The sequence below is a fragment of the Corynebacterium pilbarense genome, from assembly GCF_026930265.1.
GTDB classification, from domain to species: Bacteria; Actinomycetota; Actinomycetes; order Mycobacteriales; family Mycobacteriaceae; genus Corynebacterium; species Corynebacterium pilbarense.
In genome coordinates this window covers 123,263-141,391 of the sequence record NZ_JANRML010000002.1, presented here as the reverse complement: position 1 = coordinate 141,391, position 18,129 = coordinate 123,263, and the positions used below count along the sequence as shown (strand labels likewise).

Annotated in this window: 25 protein-coding genes; 22 read left to right on the top strand and 3 right to left on the bottom strand. The window is 63.6% G+C overall.

What is annotated here, in order from left to right:
• Positions 1-270 precede the first annotated feature (270 nt).
• Genes rplN through rplE form a run of 3 tightly spaced genes read left to right on the top strand, consistent with a single transcriptional unit; the run spans position 271 to position 1,544 of the window.
• Positions 271-639, top strand: a complete 369-nt coding sequence (rplN, locus tag NUW87_RS02545) for a 50S ribosomal protein L14 (RefSeq protein WP_034997264.1) — start codon at positions 271-273, stop codon at positions 637-639.
• A gap of 3 nt (positions 640-642) precedes the next feature.
• Positions 643-957 (top strand): 50S ribosomal protein L24, encoded by a 315-nt coding sequence (gene rplX / locus NUW87_RS02540; RefSeq protein WP_063937568.1) that lies wholly within the window; start codon positions 643-645, stop codon positions 955-957.
• Positions 957-1,544, top strand: coding sequence for a 50S ribosomal protein L5 (gene rplE / locus NUW87_RS02535; RefSeq protein ID WP_034997268.1), 588 nt, complete (start codon positions 957-959; stop codon positions 1,542-1,544). Before rplX ends, rplE begins: the two co-directional genes overlap by 1 nt.
• Positions 1,545-1,619: 75 nt before the next feature.
• Here rplE and NUW87_RS02530 read toward each other — a convergent pair whose 3' ends face one another.
• Positions 1,620-2,786, bottom strand: a complete 1,167-nt coding sequence (locus NUW87_RS02530) for a hypothetical protein (protein WP_269027110.1) — start codon at positions 2,784-2,786, stop codon at positions 1,620-1,622.
• A gap of 127 nt (positions 2,787-2,913) precedes the next feature.
• On the opposite strand from NUW87_RS02530, the gene NUW87_RS02525 reads away from it, so the two are divergent.
• Positions 2,914-4,431, top strand: a complete 1,518-nt coding sequence (locus tag NUW87_RS02525; RefSeq protein WP_269027109.1) for an OFA family MFS transporter — start codon at positions 2,914-2,916, stop codon at positions 4,429-4,431.
• Between the two features lie 5 nt (positions 4,432-4,436).
• Here NUW87_RS02525 and NUW87_RS02520 read toward each other — a convergent pair whose 3' ends face one another.
• On the bottom strand, positions 4,437-5,192 hold the full coding sequence (locus tag NUW87_RS02520) for a formate dehydrogenase accessory sulfurtransferase FdhD (protein WP_269027108.1): 756 nt from the start codon (positions 5,190-5,192) through the stop codon (positions 4,437-4,439).
• A 178-nt stretch (positions 5,193-5,370) separates the two neighbouring features.
• On the opposite strand from NUW87_RS02520, the gene NUW87_RS02515 reads away from it, so the two are divergent.
• Entirely contained in the window at positions 5,371-6,084 is a 714-nt protein-coding gene (locus NUW87_RS02515) for a DUF2786 domain-containing protein (protein WP_269027107.1), read from the top strand.
• Positions 6,085-6,090: 6 nt separating this feature from the next.
• Here NUW87_RS02515 and NUW87_RS02510 read toward each other — a convergent pair whose 3' ends face one another.
• Positions 6,091-6,312: a hypothetical protein gene (locus tag NUW87_RS02510; protein WP_269027106.1), complete on the bottom strand. Its 222-nt coding sequence runs from the start codon at positions 6,310-6,312 to the stop codon at positions 6,091-6,093.
• A gap of 353 nt (positions 6,313-6,665) precedes the next feature.
• On the opposite strand from NUW87_RS02510, the gene rpsH reads away from it, so the two are divergent.
• The 17 genes from rpsH to truA all read left to right on the top strand — a co-directional run bounded on the left by rpsH (position 6,666) and on the right by truA (position 18,092).
• Complete coding sequence (gene rpsH, locus NUW87_RS02505; protein ID WP_034997275.1) at positions 6,666-7,064, top strand: 30S ribosomal protein S8; 399 nt, start codon at positions 6,666-6,668, stop codon at positions 7,062-7,064.
• A 19-nt stretch (positions 7,065-7,083) separates the two neighbouring features.
• On the top strand, positions 7,084-7,620 hold the full coding sequence (gene rplF, locus NUW87_RS02500; RefSeq protein ID WP_239217639.1) for a 50S ribosomal protein L6: 537 nt from the start codon (positions 7,084-7,086) through the stop codon (positions 7,618-7,620).
• Between the two features lie 2 nt (positions 7,621-7,622).
• Positions 7,623-8,027 (top strand): 50S ribosomal protein L18, encoded by a 405-nt coding sequence (gene rplR, locus NUW87_RS02495; protein WP_181889819.1) that lies wholly within the window; start codon positions 7,623-7,625, stop codon positions 8,025-8,027.
• Positions 8,028-8,067: 40 nt separating this feature from the next.
• Entirely contained in the window at positions 8,068-8,712 is a 645-nt protein-coding gene (gene rpsE / locus NUW87_RS02490; protein WP_239217640.1) for a 30S ribosomal protein S5, read from the top strand.
• Between the two features lie 5 nt (positions 8,713-8,717).
• A complete protein-coding gene (rpmD, locus tag NUW87_RS02485) occupies positions 8,718-8,903 on the top strand; it encodes a 50S ribosomal protein L30 (protein WP_034997282.1) in 186 nt (61 codons plus the stop codon).
• A 7-nt stretch (positions 8,904-8,910) separates the two neighbouring features.
• Entirely contained in the window at positions 8,911-9,378 is a 468-nt protein-coding gene (gene rplO / locus NUW87_RS02480) for a 50S ribosomal protein L15 (RefSeq protein ID WP_239217641.1), read from the top strand.
• A gap of 547 nt (positions 9,379-9,925) precedes the next feature.
• Positions 9,926-11,254, top strand: a complete 1,329-nt coding sequence (secY, locus tag NUW87_RS02475; protein ID WP_239217642.1) for a preprotein translocase subunit SecY — start codon at positions 9,926-9,928, stop codon at positions 11,252-11,254.
• A complete protein-coding gene (locus NUW87_RS02470; protein ID WP_239217643.1) occupies positions 11,254-11,799 on the top strand; it encodes an adenylate kinase in 546 nt (181 codons plus the stop codon). Before secY ends, NUW87_RS02470 begins: the two co-directional genes overlap by 1 nt.
• A 79-nt stretch (positions 11,800-11,878) precedes the next feature.
• Positions 11,879-12,670 (top strand): type I methionyl aminopeptidase, encoded by a 792-nt coding sequence (gene map / locus NUW87_RS02465; protein WP_269027105.1) that lies wholly within the window; start codon positions 11,879-11,881, stop codon positions 12,668-12,670.
• Between the two features lie 51 nt (positions 12,671-12,721).
• Positions 12,722-13,525 (top strand): L,D-transpeptidase, encoded by an 804-nt coding sequence (locus NUW87_RS02460; RefSeq protein ID WP_269027104.1) that lies wholly within the window; start codon positions 12,722-12,724, stop codon positions 13,523-13,525.
• A gap of 165 nt (positions 13,526-13,690) precedes the next feature.
• Positions 13,691-13,909 (top strand): translation initiation factor IF-1, encoded by a 219-nt coding sequence (infA, locus tag NUW87_RS02455; RefSeq protein WP_042405263.1) that lies wholly within the window; start codon positions 13,691-13,693, stop codon positions 13,907-13,909.
• Between the two features lie 175 nt (positions 13,910-14,084).
• The gene (rpsM, locus tag NUW87_RS02450) at positions 14,085-14,453 is read left to right on the top strand and encodes a 30S ribosomal protein S13 (protein ID WP_034997293.1); all 369 of its coding nucleotides are present in this window, start codon (positions 14,085-14,087) and stop codon (positions 14,451-14,453) included.
• A gap of 3 nt (positions 14,454-14,456) precedes the next feature.
• Entirely contained in the window at positions 14,457-14,858 is a 402-nt protein-coding gene (gene rpsK, locus NUW87_RS02445) for a 30S ribosomal protein S11 (RefSeq protein WP_063937554.1), read from the top strand.
• Between the two features lie 26 nt (positions 14,859-14,884).
• Complete coding sequence (rpsD, locus tag NUW87_RS02440) at positions 14,885-15,490, top strand: 30S ribosomal protein S4 (RefSeq protein WP_034997297.1); 606 nt, start codon at positions 14,885-14,887, stop codon at positions 15,488-15,490.
• Between the two features lie 113 nt (positions 15,491-15,603).
• Positions 15,604-16,617: a DNA-directed RNA polymerase subunit alpha gene (locus tag NUW87_RS02435; RefSeq protein ID WP_239217647.1), complete on the top strand. Its 1,014-nt coding sequence runs from the start codon at positions 15,604-15,606 to the stop codon at positions 16,615-16,617.
• A 46-nt stretch (positions 16,618-16,663) separates the two neighbouring features.
• Complete coding sequence (rplQ, locus tag NUW87_RS02430; protein ID WP_269027103.1) at positions 16,664-17,152, top strand: 50S ribosomal protein L17; 489 nt, start codon at positions 16,664-16,666, stop codon at positions 17,150-17,152.
• Positions 17,153-17,261: 109 nt separating this feature from the next.
• The gene (truA, locus tag NUW87_RS02425) at positions 17,262-18,092 is read left to right on the top strand and encodes a tRNA pseudouridine(38-40) synthase TruA (RefSeq protein ID WP_269027102.1); all 831 of its coding nucleotides are present in this window, start codon (positions 17,262-17,264) and stop codon (positions 18,090-18,092) included.
• Positions 18,093-18,129 lie beyond the last annotated feature (37 nt).

Genomic DNA, 18,129 nt, shown 5'->3' with positions numbered 1-18,129 from the left:
AGCCGTAAGGCAAGCTATTCGTCCCGCCCCCGCCCCTCGGGGAGCGGGCGTTTTGCTTTCTGGAGTGAGATTTGGGGAATCGGCCCAGCTCGTGGTTGAATACTCCAGTTGTCTACTGCTGGTCGGGTGTGACGCGCGTTTCCGAGCTGAGCATCCGAGACCCTTCGACCACGTGATGGTTCGTCGATAAGCAATAGGCACCGAAAGCATTGACCACGTGCGTGCAGGACGGAAATCTGGCGCACATTGATCCAGGTCAGGAGACCAACTGTGATTCAGAAAGAATCGCGTCTGAAGGTCGCCGACAACACTGGTGCACGCGAAATCCTGTGCATCAACGTTCTCGGCGGTTCTGTTCGACGCTTCGCCGGCATCGGCGACACGATTGTCGCCACCGTGAAGGAAGCAGCCCCGGGCGGCAACGTCAAGGAAGGCGAGATCGTCAAGGCCGTCATCGTGCGCGCCAAGAAGGAAACCCGTCGTCCGGACGGCTCCTACATCTCCTTCGACGAGAACGCTGCCGTCATCATCAAGAACGACACCGAGCCGCGCGGTACCCGCATCTTCGGCCCGGTTGCTCGTGAGCTGCGCGACAAGCGCTTCATGAAGATCGTGTCTCTCGCACCGGAGGTGATCTAACTTATGAAGATCAAGAAGGGCGATATGGTCCAGGTCATCGCCGGCAAGGACAAGGGCGCTCAGGGTCGCGTCATCGAGGCGTACCCGCAGCGTGACAAGGTCCTGGTCGAGGGCGTGAACCGCATCAAGAAGCACGTCGCCAACTCCTACACGGAGCGCGGCGCCGAGTCCGGCGGCATTGTCACCCAGGAAGCCCCGATCCACGTGTCCAACGTGATGATCCTGGATTCCGACGGCAAGCCGACCCGCGTCGGCTTCCGCTTCGACGAGGACGGCAAGAAGATCCGCGTGGCCAAGTCGAACGGGAAGGACATCTAATGACTGAGAGCATTCAGAACTACACCCCCCGCCTGAAGACGCGTTACCAGGACGAGATCCGCACCAAGCTCAATGACGAGTTCTCTTACGACAACGTCATGCAGATCCCGGCCCTGACCAAGATCGTTGTGAACATGGGTGTGGGCGACGCTGCCCGCGACTCCAAGGTCATCAACGGCGCGCTCGAGGACCTCACCGCGATCACCGGCCAGAAGCCGCAGCTGCGTCGCGCGAAGAAGTCCATCGCTAACTTCAAGCTCCGCGAAGGCATGCCGATCGGCGCGAAGGTCACCCTCCGCGGCGACCGCATGTGGGAGTTCCTGGACCGTCTGCTGACCGTTGCGCTGCCGCGTATTCGCGACTTCCGCGGCCTGAACGACAAGCAGTTCGACGGCAACGGCAACTACACCTTCGGCCTGTCCGAGCAGACCATGTTCTACGAGATCGACATCGACAAGATCGATCGCGTCCGCGGCATGGACATCACGCTCGTCACCACTGCCACGAACGACGACGAGGGTCGCGCCCTGCTGACGCACCTCGGCTTCCCGTTCGCTGACAAGGACGGCAAGATGAAGCGCGCATAAGCGTTTGCTTTGCAGCTTTGCGACGATGCCTCCGGTTCTCCTTGAACCGGGGGCATCGTCGCGTCTTGGTGGGATTTAGGTCTCGGCGGGAAACGCCATTTCCAGCAGCTCTATGTCTGTGAGGGTTTCCGGGTTGTGCCACAGGACGGCTTCGATCCGCCCGTCGTGGTTGTAGAGGGTGACCCAGTGCTCGTAGAGGACGATTCCTGCACGCCCGTCGTCGGACCAGGGGATGCCGAAGGCGTCGAGCTTCTCGGTGAACCTCGACGTCGGGATGTGGAACGGGAGGCCCAGGAAACTCGCGCTGTGGTCCGGGCTGATCTCGAGCTCCGCCACCACACCGTCCTTCTCGGTGGCCCTAGCGGCAAACGATTGGCCGGCTAGCGGCAGCGTCGCCTGGTACCCGTTTCCGAGGAACTCGTTCCAATTCATGCGGTCGATGATGGGGGTCGGCTCGGGATCGCCCATCGCGTCCAGCACCTCCTCGAACTTCACGGGACAATCGGTGGTGAAGTCGACGAGCGGCTCGTAGTCCGCACGGTCCTCTGCCGGCTGGGTAGGGGAGGTGCGTGCGGCTGCCGCAGCGGCTCCAGCTTGCGCGTTTGCGTCGTAGATCTTCCGCACTGTCTCCACGGGGCCAACAATCGACACCACTCCAGGTTCGTTGGCCACGGTGACGCTGTGCATATCGACGCCCGCGGGTTCGATCATGGTGTCTGCTAAGCCAGTTTCGTCCTCCGCGAGCACCGGCGGCAAGAAGTCTTCGAAGACGAACAGGTTGCCCACGTCGTCGATCTCGGCGAAGTGGAGCGTTTCGCCGGTGACCCGGCTGCGTGCGGCAGCGAGCAGGCGGATGAAGTTGAAGTAGTCATCTTTGTTGGGCGACAGTGCGACCCCCAACTGCTCCCAGTATTTCACCCTGTTCGATGTGAGGTCCGCGACGGCATCCAACGTATTCATGGCGATGGTGTCGAGCGGGTCTGGGTCGTCGGGCCAGGCATCGTCAGCTGCGTGATCGAGTTGGTCGTAGCAGGTGTCCATCCGGGCACGTGCGTCGTCGTGAAGCGAAAAGTCTTTCGTTGTTTCATCGAACCCGATGCTGTTGATGATCTCCGCGACCTCCGGCCACCTCGCCGTGCAGGGCCGGGCGTAGCCGTGGAGGAACACTCTCGCGGTTTGTAAGGCGCCGAGCGCTGAGGCAGTTGCGGATCCGGCGTGTTGGAGTGCTTCGTCGTAGAACATCGGCCGTTGACCTCCTCGTGCTGTGCGGCCCACCCTACAGAGGGTGAATGGAAGCTTTCTGATTCTGCCCACCTGCGAGTTATTATGCGCTTCGTAAATTATGCAGGCGAGACGGCAGGAAGCGTCCATGTCAATCTTCTCCCGGGGTGCGATCATCGCGCCTAAGGAATTCAACCGCTGGCTCATCGTCCCAGCGGCGCTGGCCATCCACCTCTCCATCGGGCAGGTGTACGGCTTCTCCGTGTTTAAAAAGCCAATGATGGAGCACTTCGGGGTGGGAGAGGTTGCCGTGGGCTGGATCTTCTCGCTGGCGATCGGCATGTTGGGCACCTCGTCCGCGCTGTTCGGTTCGTGGGTGGAAAAGGTCGGGCCGCGCGCATCCATGTCTGTCGCTGGGGTGCTGTGGGTGGCCGGATTCCTGGTAGCCACGCTGGGCATTCACACCGGCAACCTGTGGCTGGTGTACTTCGGCTACGGGTTCATCGGCGGCATAGGCCTGGGCGTCGGCTACATCTCGCCCGTGTCCACGCTGATGAAGTGGTTCCCGGACCGGCCAGGCCTGGCCACGGGGCTTGCCATCATGGGCTTCGGCGGTGGCGCACTCATCGCGTCGCCGGCCTCGAACCGGTTGATGGAGGCGTTCGGCGGAGGCGCTGAGCTCGCGGACCGCGCCGCGGGGCTCGAGCCGACGTTTATCACGCTTGCGGTGGTGTACGCAGCCGTGATCGCCATGGGCGCGTACTGCATCCGGCTGCCGCACCCGGACTGGACCCCGACCGGCGCGCCGAAATTGAAGACGAAGCCAGCGAAGGTCGCCATCGTCGGTGCCAATGTCAGCGCGAACAACGCGATCCGCACGCCCCAGTTCTGGTGCCTCTGGGTGATCCTGTTCTGCAACATCACTGCCGGCATCGGCATCCTGGAAAACGCCGCGCCGATGGTGCAGGACTACTACCCGGCGCTGACCGCCGCGGCCGCCGCCGGGTTCGTCGGGCTGCTGTCGCTGGCCAACATGGGCGGGCGCTTCATCTGGTCGTCCGTCTCCGACGTCATCGGCCGCAAGAACATCTACATGGTCTACCTGGGGGTTGGCCTGATCTTCTACTTCGTGGTCGCATCCGCCGGCCACACCAGCCTGGCGCTGTTCGTGGTGAGCACCCTGATCCTGCTCACCTTCTACGGCGGCGGGTTTTCCACCATCCCGGCGTATCTGCGCGACCTCTTCGGTGTGTACCAGGTCGGCGCGATCCATGGGCGGTTGCTCACGGCCTGGTCCGCGGCGGGTGTGGCGGGCCCGCTGATCATCAACATGGTGGTGGAGCGCCAGGCCAGCCGCGGTAACGCGGGCCCGGAGCTGTACCAGCTCTCGCTCTACATCATGTGCGTGCTGCTTGCAGTCGGCTTGGTTGCGAACATCTTGGTCAAGCCGGTTCACAAGAAGTGGTTCGAGGACCCAGAGACGGTGCAGGCCAAGGTCGAGGCTGATCGGGCGTCGGCGAGAGCATCCGCTACGACGGCGACCGGCAGCGGCGCCGGATCCCTCCACGCGCTGGCGGCTGTGGTGCTCGCGTTGGTTATCGCAGTGCTGCTTGTCTACGGGCTGTGGGAGACCGCGGTGAAGGCCTCGCAGATGTTCGCCGGCTAAGCCCCTTAAGCCCCGGCGTAGACGCTGAAGCGCTCCTCGCTCAGCTCACCGACGAGCACCGTGTTGGTGGCCCGGGCAAGCTCCACGGCCATCGACGTCACGCCGGCGGTGGTGGCCACCGCGCCGAACCCAGCCGCTGCGGCGGCCCGCACGATCTCGAATCCCACCCGCGTATCGGTGGTGAGGGTGAGGGCGGGGGACGCGGAGGCGTCGAGAAGCATGTGTCCCGCAATCTTGTGCACGGCGTTCAAAGCGTCGAGGTCCTGGCGGCCCGTGCCACCCGCGACGGCGGTGGGCAGGTCGCGCGTGCGGTGCTGCGACAACGCCGCGGGCAGCGCGAAGATCTCGGACGGCTCGAGCTCCATGAACGAATCGCGCACGTCGAGGTTGGCGGCGAGCTCCCGCACCCGCTGCTCGGCGGAAATGCCGCAGGCGTCGCCGGGGATCGGGTCGATGAACTGCGGGGAAGCGGGGCGCGCGAGCTGGATATCTAGCAGGTTGTAGGTGTTTTCGCCGCCGATCGCTCCCTCGCAGTAGCGGGCGGTGACTACGTCCTCGACGCGGGTGATCATCCCGCGCGCCAGCAGCAGGCCGTGGGCGAGCTCGATGTCGTGGCCTGGGGTGCGCATAAGCGTAGCGACGCTCACGTCACCGGCCCGGATCTCCAACGGCTCTTCAACCGCAACCTGGCCCGCGCGGGTGTCGCGGGTGCCGTCGGCGGAGAATTTGGTGACTGCGAAGCTGCGTTTGGTCCTGCTCACGGGAACCGATGGTATCGCCGGATTCTCAACTCGCGAACTCGTGGCCAACGTACCTGCGAAAACTCCGGTTATCCACAGGGGTGCGAACGCAAATTCCACAAGTGCAAAAACACAGGCCTTGACCGCCCATTACAACTGCACCCACACATCCGAACACAGAAAGGGGTGGGTGCGTCCGATGCGTACCGAAGACAAGATCAAACAACGGCTGCAGAAACTGCTCAACCAGGCCCGCGACCGTGAGGGCACACCGGAAGGCGACGCGTTCTACGCCAGAGCCTTCGAGCTCATGGCCGAGTACGGCTACGAACAACGCGACCTGGACACCGATGACGGCGACGAGGTGGGCCAGCGCGCTTACGAATTCGCCGGCGCCTACACGGAAATGCAGGCGAACCTCCTGCTGACCATCGCGTTCGCGCTGCACTGCACGGGGTTTTCGCAGCGCGTGTACAACTCCACGCGCATGAAAGACGCCGTCATCTTCGGCTGCGCGCGCCACTTGGAGCGGGTGGGCATGCTGTACGCGCTGCTGCTGCCGGTGATGCTTGCGGATGCCCAGAAGGTGCGCGCGACCAGTTGGGGTGAATCGGCGGTCGTGCGCCGCCGCAGCTTCATGTCCGGCTTTGCCGCCAGCATCGGCGCGCGCCTCGCCGAGGCAGAAAAGACCGTGGAGGAATCAGACGGGGAGTATGGGCTCGTGCTTGTCGACGACTTCCAGAAAGCCACCGAAGCCCGCGACACATTCGCCGAAGAGATGGGCTTCTTTCTCGGCAGCTTCTCGTCCAAACGGTCCTTCGACGCGGTCGCCTTCGACCAGGGCCACGAGGCCGGGCAGCGTTCCGACATCGGGCAGACGCGGGTGCGTTCGCGCCCGGCGCTGCCGTTCTAGTGGGGGCTACGCGCTATTCAACAGCCACGCGGCCGCGGCCACGATCATGGCCTCAGCCGCACGGTCGAGCGTGGGCTGCGGCGCGTCCAGCCGCGAGCGGATTTTCGAGGATGTCTGCAGCTCCTGCAGTGACAGCTCGGGATGCTGGTGGAACCACACGTACAGTGCTTCGCGCTCCTCGCGCGTGGTGGCCAGCGATCCTACGAGATGAGCAAGAGCAGATTCCATAGGGATTTGGTCTATGGGGTCGCGTGGGCGGCCGGGGATCGGTGGGGTGGCGGAGTTCGTCGATAAGCGATTTGCTCATTGGCGCAGGAAAGCGGTAAGTTACCCCCTCGGACTTGCGCGCCGAGGATTCGGCGTGCGCAAGCCGAAGTACATTTGAACATCCAACTTTGTTGCAGGCCCCCCGCCAAGATGCGGACCGCGTGCAAGGGAGGCGGCGAGCGGCCCACGCTATTGAGTGTGGGCAGCGTGAGTAGCCCCCGACAGACCATGCGGAAAACGCGACCTCAAGCGCTCACGCGCGGCAGGTCACCCGGTGGATGGGAACCGCAACGAGAAAGGTAACGGTCACCACAATGACCATGACTGATCCGATCGCGGACATGCTGTCGCGCGTGCGCAACGCAGCAACTGCGCAGCACGACACCGTGTCTATGCCTTCGTCCAAGATCAAGGTGAACATCGCCGAGATCTTGAAGCAGGAAGGCTACATCGAAGACTACAAAGTTGAGGAAGAGAAGGTCGCCAAGTCGCTGACGCTCAACCTCAAGTACGGCCCGACCCGCGAGCCTTCTATCGCTGGTCTGCGCCGCGTGTCCAAGCCGGGCCTGCGCGTGTACGCGAAGTCCAACGACCTGCCTCAGGTGCTCGGTGGCCTGGGCGTGGCAATCATCTCCACGTCCCACGGCCTGCTCACCGACCGCCAGGCTCAAGAGAAGGGTGTAGGCGGGGAAGTCCTCGCTTACGTCTGGTAAAGGGGAGGTTGAAAGACTTATGTCTCGTGTAGGTAATGCACCCATCGCAATCCCGAACAACGTCGAGGTGAAGATCGACGGCCAGCACGTCGAGGTCAAGGGCCCGAAGGGCACCAAGGACCTGGATATGCCGGAACCGATCACCGCTTCCGTCGAGGACAACCAGATCCTGGTGTCCCGTCCGGACGACCACCGTGACAACCGTTCGCTTCACGGCCTGACCCGCTCCCTGATCAACAACATGGTCGTGGGTGTGACTGAGGGCTACAAGATCAACATGGAGATCTTCGGCGTCGGCTACCGCGTGCAGCAGAAGGGCAAGGACCTCGAGTTCTCCCTCGGCTACTCGCACCCGATCCTGATCGAGGCGCCGGAAGGCGTCACGTTCTCCGTCGACGGCAACACCAAGTTGGCCATCGAAGGTTCCGATAAGCAGCAGGTTGGCCAGATTGCGGCAAACATCCGTCGTCTGCGTAAGGATGACCCGTACAAGGGGAAGGGCATCCGCTACGCCGGCGAGCAGGTCCGCCGCAAGGTCGGAAAGACGGGTAAGTAATCATGAGCAATACTGCAGAGAACACCAAGCGCACCCCGGTTGGCAAGGACATCTCGTCCCGCCGCCGCGAGGCTCGCGCACGTCGCCACAACCGCATCCGCAAGACGCTGCGCGGCACCCCGGAGACCCCGCGTCTCGTTGTGCACCGCTCCTCGCGTCACATCCACGTCCAGGTCATCGACGACCTCGCAGGCCACACCCTGGTGTCCGCGTCGTCCATCGAGCCGGACGTGCGCAACCTGGAGGGCGACAAGAAGGAAAAGGCTGCCAAGGTTGGCCAGCTCGTCGCTGAGCGCGCCAAGGCTGCAGGCATCGAAGCAATCGTCTTCGACCGCGGTGGCTACAAGTACCACGGCCGCGTCGCGGCCCTGGCCGAAGCAGCTCGTGAAGGTGGTCTGAAGTTCTAATGATCACCGCAAACATCACCATCAACGGAAGGATCGCGTAATGGCCGAACGTGAACGGCGTGACGGCGGGCGCTCCGCCGACAACCAGAACAAGAACGACCGCAACGACCGCGGCAACCGTGGTGGCCGCGGCCGCCGCGACGACCGTCGCAACAACCACAACGACGAGCGCGATAAGTACATCGAGCGCGTCATCACCATCAACCGTGTTGCCAAGACCGTCAAGGGCGGCCGCAACATGTCCTTCACCGCACTCGTCGTCGTCGGCGACGGTGAGGGCATGGTCGGCGTCGGCTACGGCAAGGCAAAGGAAGTCCCCGCCGCAATCCAGAAGGGTGCAGAGGAAGCTCGCAAGAACTTCTTCCGCGTCCCGATGATCGGCGGCACCATTCCGCACCCGGTTCAGGCAGAAGAGGCCGCAGGCATCGTCATGCTCCGCCCGGCTGCTCCGGGTACCGGTGTGATCGCCGGCGGCGCTGTCCGTCCGGTGCTCGAGTGCGCTGGTATTCAGGACATCCTGGCCAAGTCCCTTGGCTCGGACAACGCCCTGAACGTGGTCCAGGCAACCGTCGCTGGCCTGAAGCAGCTTGTCCGCCCCGAAGAGGTGGCTGCCAAGCGTGGCAAGTCCGTCGAGGAAGTTGCACCGGCTCGTATGCTGCGCGCACGCGCAGGACAGGAGGCCTAAGCACCATGGCACTGAAGATTACGTTGCACCACGGCAAGATCGGCGAGAAGCCGGTTACCCGTAAGAACCTCGAGGCTCTCGGCCTGCGCAAGATCGGCCAGTCCGTCGTGAAGAAGGACAACGCTGCTACCCGCGGCCAGATCCTCAAGGTGCGCCACCTCGTCACCGTTGAAGAAGTTGCAGGGGAGTAGATACAACATGGCTGACATCATCAAGCTCCATGATCTGCGCCCGGCAGAGGGCGCAAACAAGGCCAAGACCCGCGTTGGTCGCGGTGAGGCCTCCAAGGGCAAGACCGCCGGCCGCGGCACCAAGGGCACCAAGGCTCGTAAGCAGGTTTCCGCTGCTTTCGAGGGTGGCCAGATGCCGCTGCACATGCGTCTGCCGAAGCTGAAGGGCTTCAAGAACCCGAACCGCGTCGAGTACCAGGTGGTCAACGTCGCGGATCTGGCCGAGGCCTTCCCGCAGGGTGGCGACATCGCCATCGCCGACATCGTTGCCAAGGGCCTCGTTCGCCCGAAGCAGCCGGTGAAGGTGCTGGCAGAGGGCGACATCAACGTCGCGCTCAACGTCACCGCGAACAAGTTCTCCAAGTCCGCTGAGGAGAAGATCAAGGCTGCTGGCGGCTCCGCCAACGTCGTTGAGTTCTCCAAGCGTGCTAACTAAAAGCATCTAGCTTTTCGACGTCACCCCCGCCCCGGGCCCAGCGCCCGGGACGGGGGTTTCGCGTTGTTTGGGGGCGTTGGTGATGGGGTGCGCTGACAGATTCCGCCGGCGGAATGTCGGGGGAGCGTGGGGGATTTGTTCACTCGCGCGGTCGGTCTGGGTGAACAAATACCTAGTCGGGTGGGCAATGTGTTCATTTCGCCCAGGTCGGAGAAATCGACGAACGGATCTGTTCACCGGCGGGTGAATCAATTTGAGTGGGGGCCGGGCCCGGCAGATTCCTGACACATTACGGCGGCCGTTTGCGCCGACCTGGGCCGATAGGGCCCGCCTGACGGATTCGGCCGCGATACGTCAGCGGGGACGCCTGGGAGGAGACTGGGAGGCGCGCCCGAACCCAACCTGAAATATCAACTTTCCAACGGGTGCTGTTAGTGTAGTGGGGTCAAAAGACCGCCCCGCCGGTTTTCGCGTGCCGTGAAACCAGGGCGAGGAGTCGAATGTCCACTACCTCCCGTCCGTGGCGCGGCGGGGGCCAGGAGGCTTTGTGTCCGCTATTGCTCAGGCGTTCAAGGATCCGGATCTACGCAAGAAGATCCTGATCACCCTTGCGCTGATGTTTCTGTACCGCGTCGGCGCCCAGATCCCCACTCCGGGCGTGGATTACGCGCTGATCAACTCCCGTCTCGAGGAAATCTCCCAGGGCGACCAGGCGACGATGTTCTCCATCATCGGCCTGTTCTCCGGCGGCGCGCTGCTGCAGCTTTCCATCTTCGCCATCGGCATCATGCCGTACATTACGGCGTCGATTATCGTGCAGCTGCTCACCGTGGTGATCCCGAAGTTCGAGGAGCTGAAGAAGGAAGGCCAGTCCGGCCAGGCGAAGATGACGCAGTACACCCGCTACCTCACGGTGGCGCTGGCGCTGCTGCAGTCCGCCGGCATCGTTGCGCTGGCGGACCGCGAGCAGCTACTCGGCCAGGGCATGCCGGTGCTGGTAGAGGACCGCAACATCTGGACGCTTCTGATGATGATCATCGTCATGACCTCCGGTGCGGTGCTGATCATGTGGCTCGGTGAGATCATCACTGAAAAGGGCGTGGGCAACGGCATGTCCCTGCTCATCTTCGCGGGTATCGCTACCCAGATCCCGTCCGAGGGTGCGTTCATCCTCCAGCAGTCCGGCGCTGTCACCCTGACTCTGGTGGTGCTCGCCCTGATCGCGCTCGTGGTCGGCATCGTGTTCATCGAGCAGGGCCAGCGCCGCATCCCGGTGCAGTACGCCAAGCGTATGGTGGGCCGCCGCCAGTACGGCGGGTCCTCGACCTACTTGCCGCTGAAGGTCAACCAGGCCGGCGTGATCCCGGTGATCTTTGCGTCCTCGCTGATGTACGTGCCGGTGCTGATCACCCAGATCGTCACCATGAACAACCAGACCCCGCCGGACAACTGGTGGATGAACCACGTGATGGCGTGGCTGCAGAACCCGGGTTCCTGGCAGTACATCCTCACCTACGTGGTGCTGATCATCTTCTTCTCCTACTTCTACGTCTCCATCCAGTACGACCCGGTGGACCAGGCGGAGAACATGAAGAAGTACGGCGGCTTCATCCCCGGCATCCGCCCGGGCCGCCCGACCGCGGAGTACCTGGCGTTTGTGATGAACCGACTGCTGTTCGTCGGCGCCATCTACCTTGCTGTGATCGCCGTCCTGCCGAACCTGGCCATGGACGCCGGTATCACCGGCTCCGGCCAGATGGGCATGAGTGCGTTCGGCGGCACCGCGATCCTCATTATGGTTTCCGTGGCCCTGACCACGGTCAAGCAAATTGAATCCCAGCTCCTGCAATCCAACTACGAAGGACTTCTGCGATAATGCGTCTCGTTCTCCTTGGCCCTCCCGGTGCCGGCAAGGGCACCCAAGCCGCGATCCTCTCCGAGAAGCTCGGTGTGCCGCACATCTCCACGGGCGATCTTTTCCGCGCCAACATCGGCGAGGGCACCCCGCTCGGCGTTGAAGCAAAAAGCTACATTGACGCCGGCAAGCTCGTGCCTACCGACGTCACCGCGCGCATGGTCGAAGACCGCCTGAACCAGGATGATGCGAAGGACGGCTTCCTGCTGGACGGCTTCCCGCGCACCGTGGAGCAGGCCGAGATCCTCACCGAGCTGCTTGGCAAGAAGGGCGAGAAGCTCGACGGCGTGCTCAACTTCGTGGTCGACGAGGACGTGGTGGTCGAGCGCATGCTCGCCCGCGGGCGTGCAGACGACAACGAGGAGACCATCCGCACCCGCCTCGGCGTCTACCGCGACGAGACCGCCCCGCTGATCCAGCACTACGGCGACCAGATCATCTCCATCGACGCTGTCGGCGACGTGGACGAGATCAACCAGCGCGCCATGGAAGCGCTGGGTAAGTAGCCCGTTAAATCGAAGGCCGGTGTGTTCGCACCGGCCTTTCGCATTTTTGCCTATCGACGAACCAAAGGACCACAACGCAATGGTTTTCAGAAAACGCAAGATCGCGGCCAAGACGCCGGCTGAGCTCGACGCCATGGAGGCCGCCGGGCGTATCGTCGGCATCGCCCTGCAGGAGGTCCGTGCCGCCGCCAAGCCGGGCGTAAGCACGCTCGATCTCGACAAGGTGGCCGAGACGGTGATCCGCGACCACGGCGCGATCCCGACGTTTTTGGGCTACCAGGGCTTTACCGGCTCCATCTGTGCGTCGGTGAATGAGGTGGTCGTGCACGGGATACCGTCGTCAAGCATTGTGCTCGAAGAAGGCGACCTGGTCTCTATCGACTGCGGTGCCACCTTCGATGGCTGGGTGGGCGACAGCGCGTGGTCCTTCGGTGTCGGCGAGCTGGCGCCCGAGGTGGACGCGCTCAACCGCGCCACCGAGTGGGTACTCGCGGAAGGGCTCAAGGCGATGGTGCCGGGCAACAAGCTCACCGACGTTTCACATGCGCTCGAGCTGGCCACCTACGCCGCCGAGGAGCGCTTCGGGGTGGAGCTGGGCATCGTCGACGGCTATGGCGGGCACGGCATCGGTCGCACGATGCACGAGGATCCGTACCTGGCCAACGAGGGCAAGCCGAACCGCGGCCCCGTCATCCAGGAAGGATCTGTGCTGGCCATTGAGCCGATGCTGATCCTCGGCGGGGAAGTAGACACCGAGGTACTCGAGGACGAATGGACCGTGGTGTCTGTGGACCGCTCGCCCGCGGCCCACTGGGAGCACACCGTCGCGGCGACCGCCGCGGGCCCGAGAATTCTTACGCCCCGCGTGTAAATTTCTGGCGCGTTGTAGTGCGTTTGTTGGCAGGGAGGTTATACTTCCGCCATGTCTTACCGTCCCCGCCACGCAAAGCAGTCGCCGCTGAAGCGGCGCGCAACCACCTTCGCCGCCGGTCTCGGTGTTGTTGCCTCCCTGGCAGCCCCGGTGAACGCACAGGCTGCGCCCGCGCAGAACCCGGTGGCCATGTCCAGCCTGGACTCGTTGTCCAACCAGGCAACCTCGTCCTTTGGCAACCTGGACAAGTCCGCGCGCGAAACCGCGTGGAACATCCGCAACGGCCTGCGCCAGCAGGCTGACGGCCTGGCCGCCATCAACCCGGAGCTGCCGGCGAAGGCGAAAAAGCGTATCGACGAGATCCTCGAGACGTTCTTCCCGGGCCTGATCGCGGAGAAGACTCCGAAGCCGAAGCCGAAACCGGCTCCCGCCCCGAAGCCTGAGCCGGCACCGGCTCCTGCCCAGGAACCGGCACCGCAGCAGAACCCGCGCGGGGACTTCAACTACGGTCCGTGCCCGGCTGACGCGAAGGTCTGCGTCGACATCGACGGCCGCCGCTCCTGGCTGCAGAACAACGGCGTCATGTACTACCAGTCCGGCCTGATCGGCCCGGGCAAGCCGGGGCAGGAGACCCCGCGCGGCACGTTCTACGTCAACCGCAAGGTCAAAGACGAGATCTCCTGGGAGTTCGGCAACGCGCCGATGCCGTACGCGACGTACTTCACCTACAACGGCATCGCTTTCCACCAGGGCGACCCGAACTACCTGTCCAACGGTTGCGTGCGCATGTACCGCGGTGACGCGGAGCGCTACTTCAACGACCTGCAGATCGGCGACAAGGTCTACGTGTTCTAACACGCGCCCGCTTCAAGCCCCGGCTATCGCTGGGGCTTTTTGCGTTTTCGCAGGTAAAAGGCTAATGTAGTCCAGCGGTGTTTGTGCATACCTGCACGAGCACCGCATGTAACCGGTAAATACGTCTGCTGCCTGCACTTTCAGGCGGCGTAGGAAGTGGAGTGTATGGCGAAAGAAGGCGCAATCGAGGTTGAGGGCCGCATTATCGAGCCCCTGAAGAACGCGATGTTCCGAGTCGAACTGGACAACGGGCACGAAGTTCTCGCCCACATCAGTGGCAAGATGCGCCAGCACTACATCCGCATCCTCCCGGAGGACCGCGTCGTGGTGGAACTTTCCCCCTACGACCTGGACCGCGGGCGTATCACTTACCGCTACAAGTAAGCATTTCAAGCCTTCTCACCCAGATCCGCCCCACGGCGGATCGTGCACCTCTGGCCACGGTGGCTGGAGCCGCGCGTAATCTCAACCCACTCTCCGGCACGGCCCGGACAAAGCGTTGTTTGGCGTGGACGGGTGGGGAGAAAACCACCGTAACAACCCGAAAGGCACGTACCTCATGGCACGTCTAGCTGGTGTTGATCTCCCGCGCAACAAGCGCATGGAGATCGCACTTACCTACATTTACGGCATCGGTGCAACCCGAGCCAAGGAACTGCTCGAGAAGACCGGTATTTCTCCGGACCTGCGCACGGACAATCTGTCCGACGATCAGCTCGCTGCTCTGCGCGACGCGATCGAGTCCTCCTACACCGTAGAGGGCGATCTGCGCCGCGAGGTGCAGGCAGATATCCGCCGCAAGATTGAAATCGGCTCCTACCAGGGCATGCGCCACCGTCGTGGCCTGCCTGTCCGCGGCCAGCGCACCAAGACCAACGCGCGCACCCGCAAGGGCCCGAAGAAGACCATCGCAGGAAAGAAGAAGTAACCTATGGCTGCTCAGACTCGTTCCGGCGCGCGTCGCGGACGCCGCGCCGTCAAGAAGAACGTGGCCGCAGGCCACGCATACATCAAGTCCACCTTCAACAACACCATCGTGTCCATCACGGACCCGCAGGGCAACGTGATCTCCTGGGCATCTTCCGGCCACGTCGGCTTCAAGGGCTCCCGTAAGTCCACGCCGTTCGCCGCACAGATGGCTGCCGAGAACGCTGCCCGCAAGGCAATGGACCACGGCATGAAGAAGGTCGACGTCTTTGTCAAGGGTCCGGGCTCCGGCCGCGAGACCGCAATCCGTTCTCTCCAGGCCGCCGGCCTGGAGGTGTCTTCGATCTCCGACGTGACGCCGCAGCCGTTCAACGGCTGCCGTCCGCCGAAGCGTCGTCGCGTTTAAGGCTGAAAGGAAAGAGGTAAAGAGACATGGCTCGTTACACCGGCCCTGCTACCCGTAAGTCCCGTCGCCTCCGCGTCGACCTCGTCGGCGGCGACATGTCCTTCGAGCGTCGCCCGTACCCTCCGGGGCAGGCTGGCCGCGCCCGCATCAAGGAGTCCGAGTACCTGCTCCAGCTGCAGGAGAAGCAGAAGGCTCGCTTCACCTACGGCGTGATGGAGAAGCAGTTCCGCCGCTACTACGAAGAGGCGAACCGTCGCCCGGGCAAGACCGGCGACAACCTGTTGATCCTGCTGGAGTCCCGCCTGGACAACGTGATCTACCGCGCTGGTCTGGCTAAGACCCGCCGTCAGGCACGTCAGCTGGTCTCCCACGGCCACTTCACCGTCAACGGCAAGCACATCAACGTGCCGTCCTTCGCGGTGACGCAGTACGACATCATCGATGTCCGCGACAAGTCCCGCAGCATGCTGTGGTTCGAAGAGGCCCAGGATGCCCTGCTCGACGCCGTCGTTCCGGCGTGGCTGCAGGTCGTTCCGGACACCCTGCGCATTCTCGTGCACCAGCTGCCCGAGCGCGCCCAGATCGAGGTGCCGCTGCAGGAGCAGCTCATCGTCGAGCTCTACTCGAAGTAAACTTTCGTTTGCTTCACCCCGCGCACTGCCGACGTGTTCGGCCGGTGCTCGGAATCTTCCAAATATCCGTTCCTACCGGCTTCAAATAGCGGGAGCCGACAAAGGAGAAGTTCATGCTCATCTCTCAGCGTCCTGAACTGACCGAGGAGTACATCGACACCAACCGCTCGAAGTTCATCATCGAGCCGCTCGAGCCTGGTTTCGGTTACACCCTGGGCAACTCTCTGCGCCGCACGCTGCTGTCGTCCATCCCGGGCGCGGCCGTGACCTCCATCAAGATCGACGGTGTGCTCCACGAGTTCACCACGATCACCGGCGTGAAGGAAAACGTCTCTGAGATCATCCTCAACATCAAGGACATCGTGCTGTCCTCCGACTCTGACGAGCCGGTTGTCATGCAGCTTGCTGTTGAAGGCCCTGGCGACGTCACCGCAGGCGACATCGAGCCGCCGGCTGGTGTGGAGATCCACAACCCGGATCTGCACATCGCGTCGCTGAATGAGCAGGCTCGCCTCGAGATGGAGCTTGTCGTCGAGCGCGGCCGCGGCTACGTCCCGGCTATGCCCAACTCCGGCGGTGAGGCCGGCCGCATCCCGGTCGACCAGATCTACTCGCCGGTCACCCGCGTCGCTTACAAGGTTGAGGCGACCCGTGTTGAGCAGCGCACCGACTTTGACAAGCTGATCATCGACGTGGAGACCAAAAACTCCATGACCGCACGCGACGCCCTCGCGTCGGCCGGTTCCACCCTGGTGGAGCTCTTCGGCCTGGCGCGCGAGCTGAACACCGCGGCCGAGGGCATCGAGATCGGCCCGTCGGCGCAGGAGACCGAGTACATCGCCGCGTACTCCACGCCGATCGAGGACCTGAACTTCTCCGTTCGCTCCTACAACTGCCTGAAGCGCCAGGACATCCACACCGTCGGTGAGCTCGCAGAGTGCACCGAGTCTGACCTGCTGGATATCCGCAACTTCGGCCAGAAGTCCATCAACGAGGTCAAGATCAAGCTCGCCAACCTGGGCCTGACCCTCAAGGACGCTCCGGAAGATTTCGACCCGACCCAGATCGAAGGCTACGACGCCGAGACTGGCGACTACGTCGACACCAGCGCGGACGAGACCGAGTAACACCACAGAGCACGCGCTCAACTAACCGCACACGAGGAGTACGAAAATGCCTACCCCGAAGAAGGGCGCCCGTCTCGGAGGCTCGGCCGGCCACCAGAAGCACATTCTGTCCAACCTGGCCCTGGCCCTGTTCGAGCACGGCGCAATCAAGACGACGGACGCGAAGGCACGTATGCTGCGTCCGTACGCCGAGAAGCTGATCACCAAGGCGAAGAAGGGCACCGTGGCTGACCGCCGCGCCGTGGCCGCTGAGCTGTCGAACAAGGAAGTTGTTGCTTACCTGTTCAACGAGCTCGCACCGAAGTTCGCCAACCGCGATGGCGGCTACACCCGCTCCATCAAGCTGGAGAACCGTGCCGGCGACAACGCTGCGATGACCCAGATCTCTCTGGTGCTCGAGGAGACCGTGTCTTCCGAGGCAACCCGCGCAGCACGCGCCGCCGCTTCCCGCCAGGCCGAGGAGGCCAAGGCTGAGGAGGCTCCGGCTGAGGAGACCACCGAGGCTCCGGCCGAGGAGACCGCAGAGGAGAAGTAGCCGCAAGCTACGCACCCCCTTTTGCGCCGAGCGCCCGGGAGGTACTGCAACGTCAGTGCCCCCGGGCGCTTTGCTGTGCGCACCATTTCCGGCGATACAATGCCTCACCATGGACAACACGCTGCGCCTGCGCCTGGACATCGCCTACGACGGCACCGACTTCCACGGCTGGGCCCGTCAAAAGGGGGACCTGCGCACCGTCCAGCAGACCATTGAGGACGCGCTCTCGCTCGTCTTGCGAACTGACGTGGCGCTCACCGTCGCCGGCCGCACCGACGCGGGCGTGCACGCCGCCGGGCAGGTCGCGCACACGGACATTCCGGCGGAGTCGCTCAACCAGCGCTCGATTGACGGGGATCCGGGGCGGCTGGTGCGTCGATTAGCAAAATTGCTTCCTGAAGACGTCCGCGTGTTCGGCGTCGCCCGTGCCCCCGAGGGCTTCGACGCGCGCTTTTCCGCGCTTGCCCGCACCTACGTCTACCGGGTGACCACCCACCCCGCAGGTGCCGTGCCCACCCGCGCGCGAGACACCGCCGTGTGGCCGAAACCCGTGGACTTGGGCGCGGTGCAAGCCTGCGCCGACGCCCTGGTCGGCCTGAACAACTTCGCCGCCTTCTGCCGCCCGAAGGAGCACGGCACCACCATCCGCGAGGTGCATAGCTTCACCTGGCGCGAGGTCGAGCCGCACCTTTATGAAGCACGCATCACCGCCGACGCGTTCTGCTGGAACATGGTCCGCGCACTCGTGGCCACCTGCCTCACCGTCGGCGAAGGCAGGCGCGCGCCCCAGTGGCCGGAGGAGCTTTTGCTTCTCGACGCCCGCTCGCCCGACGTCCTCCTCGCCCCCGCCCGTGGCCTGACATTGGTGGGCGTGGAATACCCGGCAGATAGTGACCTGGCGGCGCGAGCCGAAGCGACCAGAGCAACCCGCGAGATGTAGCATGCTTGGGTTACATCAGAACTGGGAGGTGCCATGA

Coding starts and splice junctions, on each gene's coding strand:
- rplX (WP_063937568.1), top strand. CDS start 643: ATGAAGATCAAGAAGGGCGATATGGTCCAGGTCATCGCCGGCAAGGAC.
- rplE (WP_034997268.1), top strand. CDS start 957: ATGACTGAGAGCATTCAGAACTACACCCCCCGCCTGAAGACGCGTTAC.
- NUW87_RS02530 (WP_269027110.1), bottom strand. CDS start 2,786: ATGTTCTACGACGAAGCACTCCAACACGCCGGATCCGCAACTGCCTCA.
- NUW87_RS02525 (WP_269027109.1), top strand. CDS start 2,914: ATGTCAATCTTCTCCCGGGGTGCGATCATCGCGCCTAAGGAATTCAAC.
- NUW87_RS02515 (WP_269027107.1), top strand. CDS start 5,371: ATGCGTACCGAAGACAAGATCAAACAACGGCTGCAGAAACTGCTCAAC.
- NUW87_RS02510 (WP_269027106.1), bottom strand. CDS start 6,312: ATGGAATCTGCTCTTGCTCATCTCGTAGGATCGCTGGCCACCACGCGC.
- rpsH (WP_034997275.1), top strand. CDS start 6,666: ATGACCATGACTGATCCGATCGCGGACATGCTGTCGCGCGTGCGCAAC.
- rplF (WP_239217639.1), top strand. CDS start 7,084: ATGTCTCGTGTAGGTAATGCACCCATCGCAATCCCGAACAACGTCGAG.
- rplR (WP_181889819.1), top strand. CDS start 7,623: ATGAGCAATACTGCAGAGAACACCAAGCGCACCCCGGTTGGCAAGGAC.
- rpsE (WP_239217640.1), top strand. CDS start 8,068: ATGGCCGAACGTGAACGGCGTGACGGCGGGCGCTCCGCCGACAACCAG.
- rpmD (WP_034997282.1), top strand. CDS start 8,718: ATGGCACTGAAGATTACGTTGCACCACGGCAAGATCGGCGAGAAGCCG.
- rplO (WP_239217641.1), top strand. CDS start 8,911: ATGGCTGACATCATCAAGCTCCATGATCTGCGCCCGGCAGAGGGCGCA.
- NUW87_RS02470 (WP_239217643.1), top strand. CDS start 11,254: ATGCGTCTCGTTCTCCTTGGCCCTCCCGGTGCCGGCAAGGGCACCCAA.
- map (WP_269027105.1), top strand. CDS start 11,879: ATGGTTTTCAGAAAACGCAAGATCGCGGCCAAGACGCCGGCTGAGCTC.
- NUW87_RS02460 (WP_269027104.1), top strand. CDS start 12,722: ATGTCTTACCGTCCCCGCCACGCAAAGCAGTCGCCGCTGAAGCGGCGC.
- infA (WP_042405263.1), top strand. CDS start 13,691: ATGGCGAAAGAAGGCGCAATCGAGGTTGAGGGCCGCATTATCGAGCCC.
- rpsM (WP_034997293.1), top strand. CDS start 14,085: ATGGCACGTCTAGCTGGTGTTGATCTCCCGCGCAACAAGCGCATGGAG.
- rpsK (WP_063937554.1), top strand. CDS start 14,457: ATGGCTGCTCAGACTCGTTCCGGCGCGCGTCGCGGACGCCGCGCCGTC.
- rpsD (WP_034997297.1), top strand. CDS start 14,885: ATGGCTCGTTACACCGGCCCTGCTACCCGTAAGTCCCGTCGCCTCCGC.
- NUW87_RS02435 (WP_239217647.1), top strand. CDS start 15,604: ATGCTCATCTCTCAGCGTCCTGAACTGACCGAGGAGTACATCGACACC.
- rplQ (WP_269027103.1), top strand. CDS start 16,664: ATGCCTACCCCGAAGAAGGGCGCCCGTCTCGGAGGCTCGGCCGGCCAC.
- truA (WP_269027102.1), top strand. CDS start 17,262: ATGGACAACACGCTGCGCCTGCGCCTGGACATCGCCTACGACGGCACC.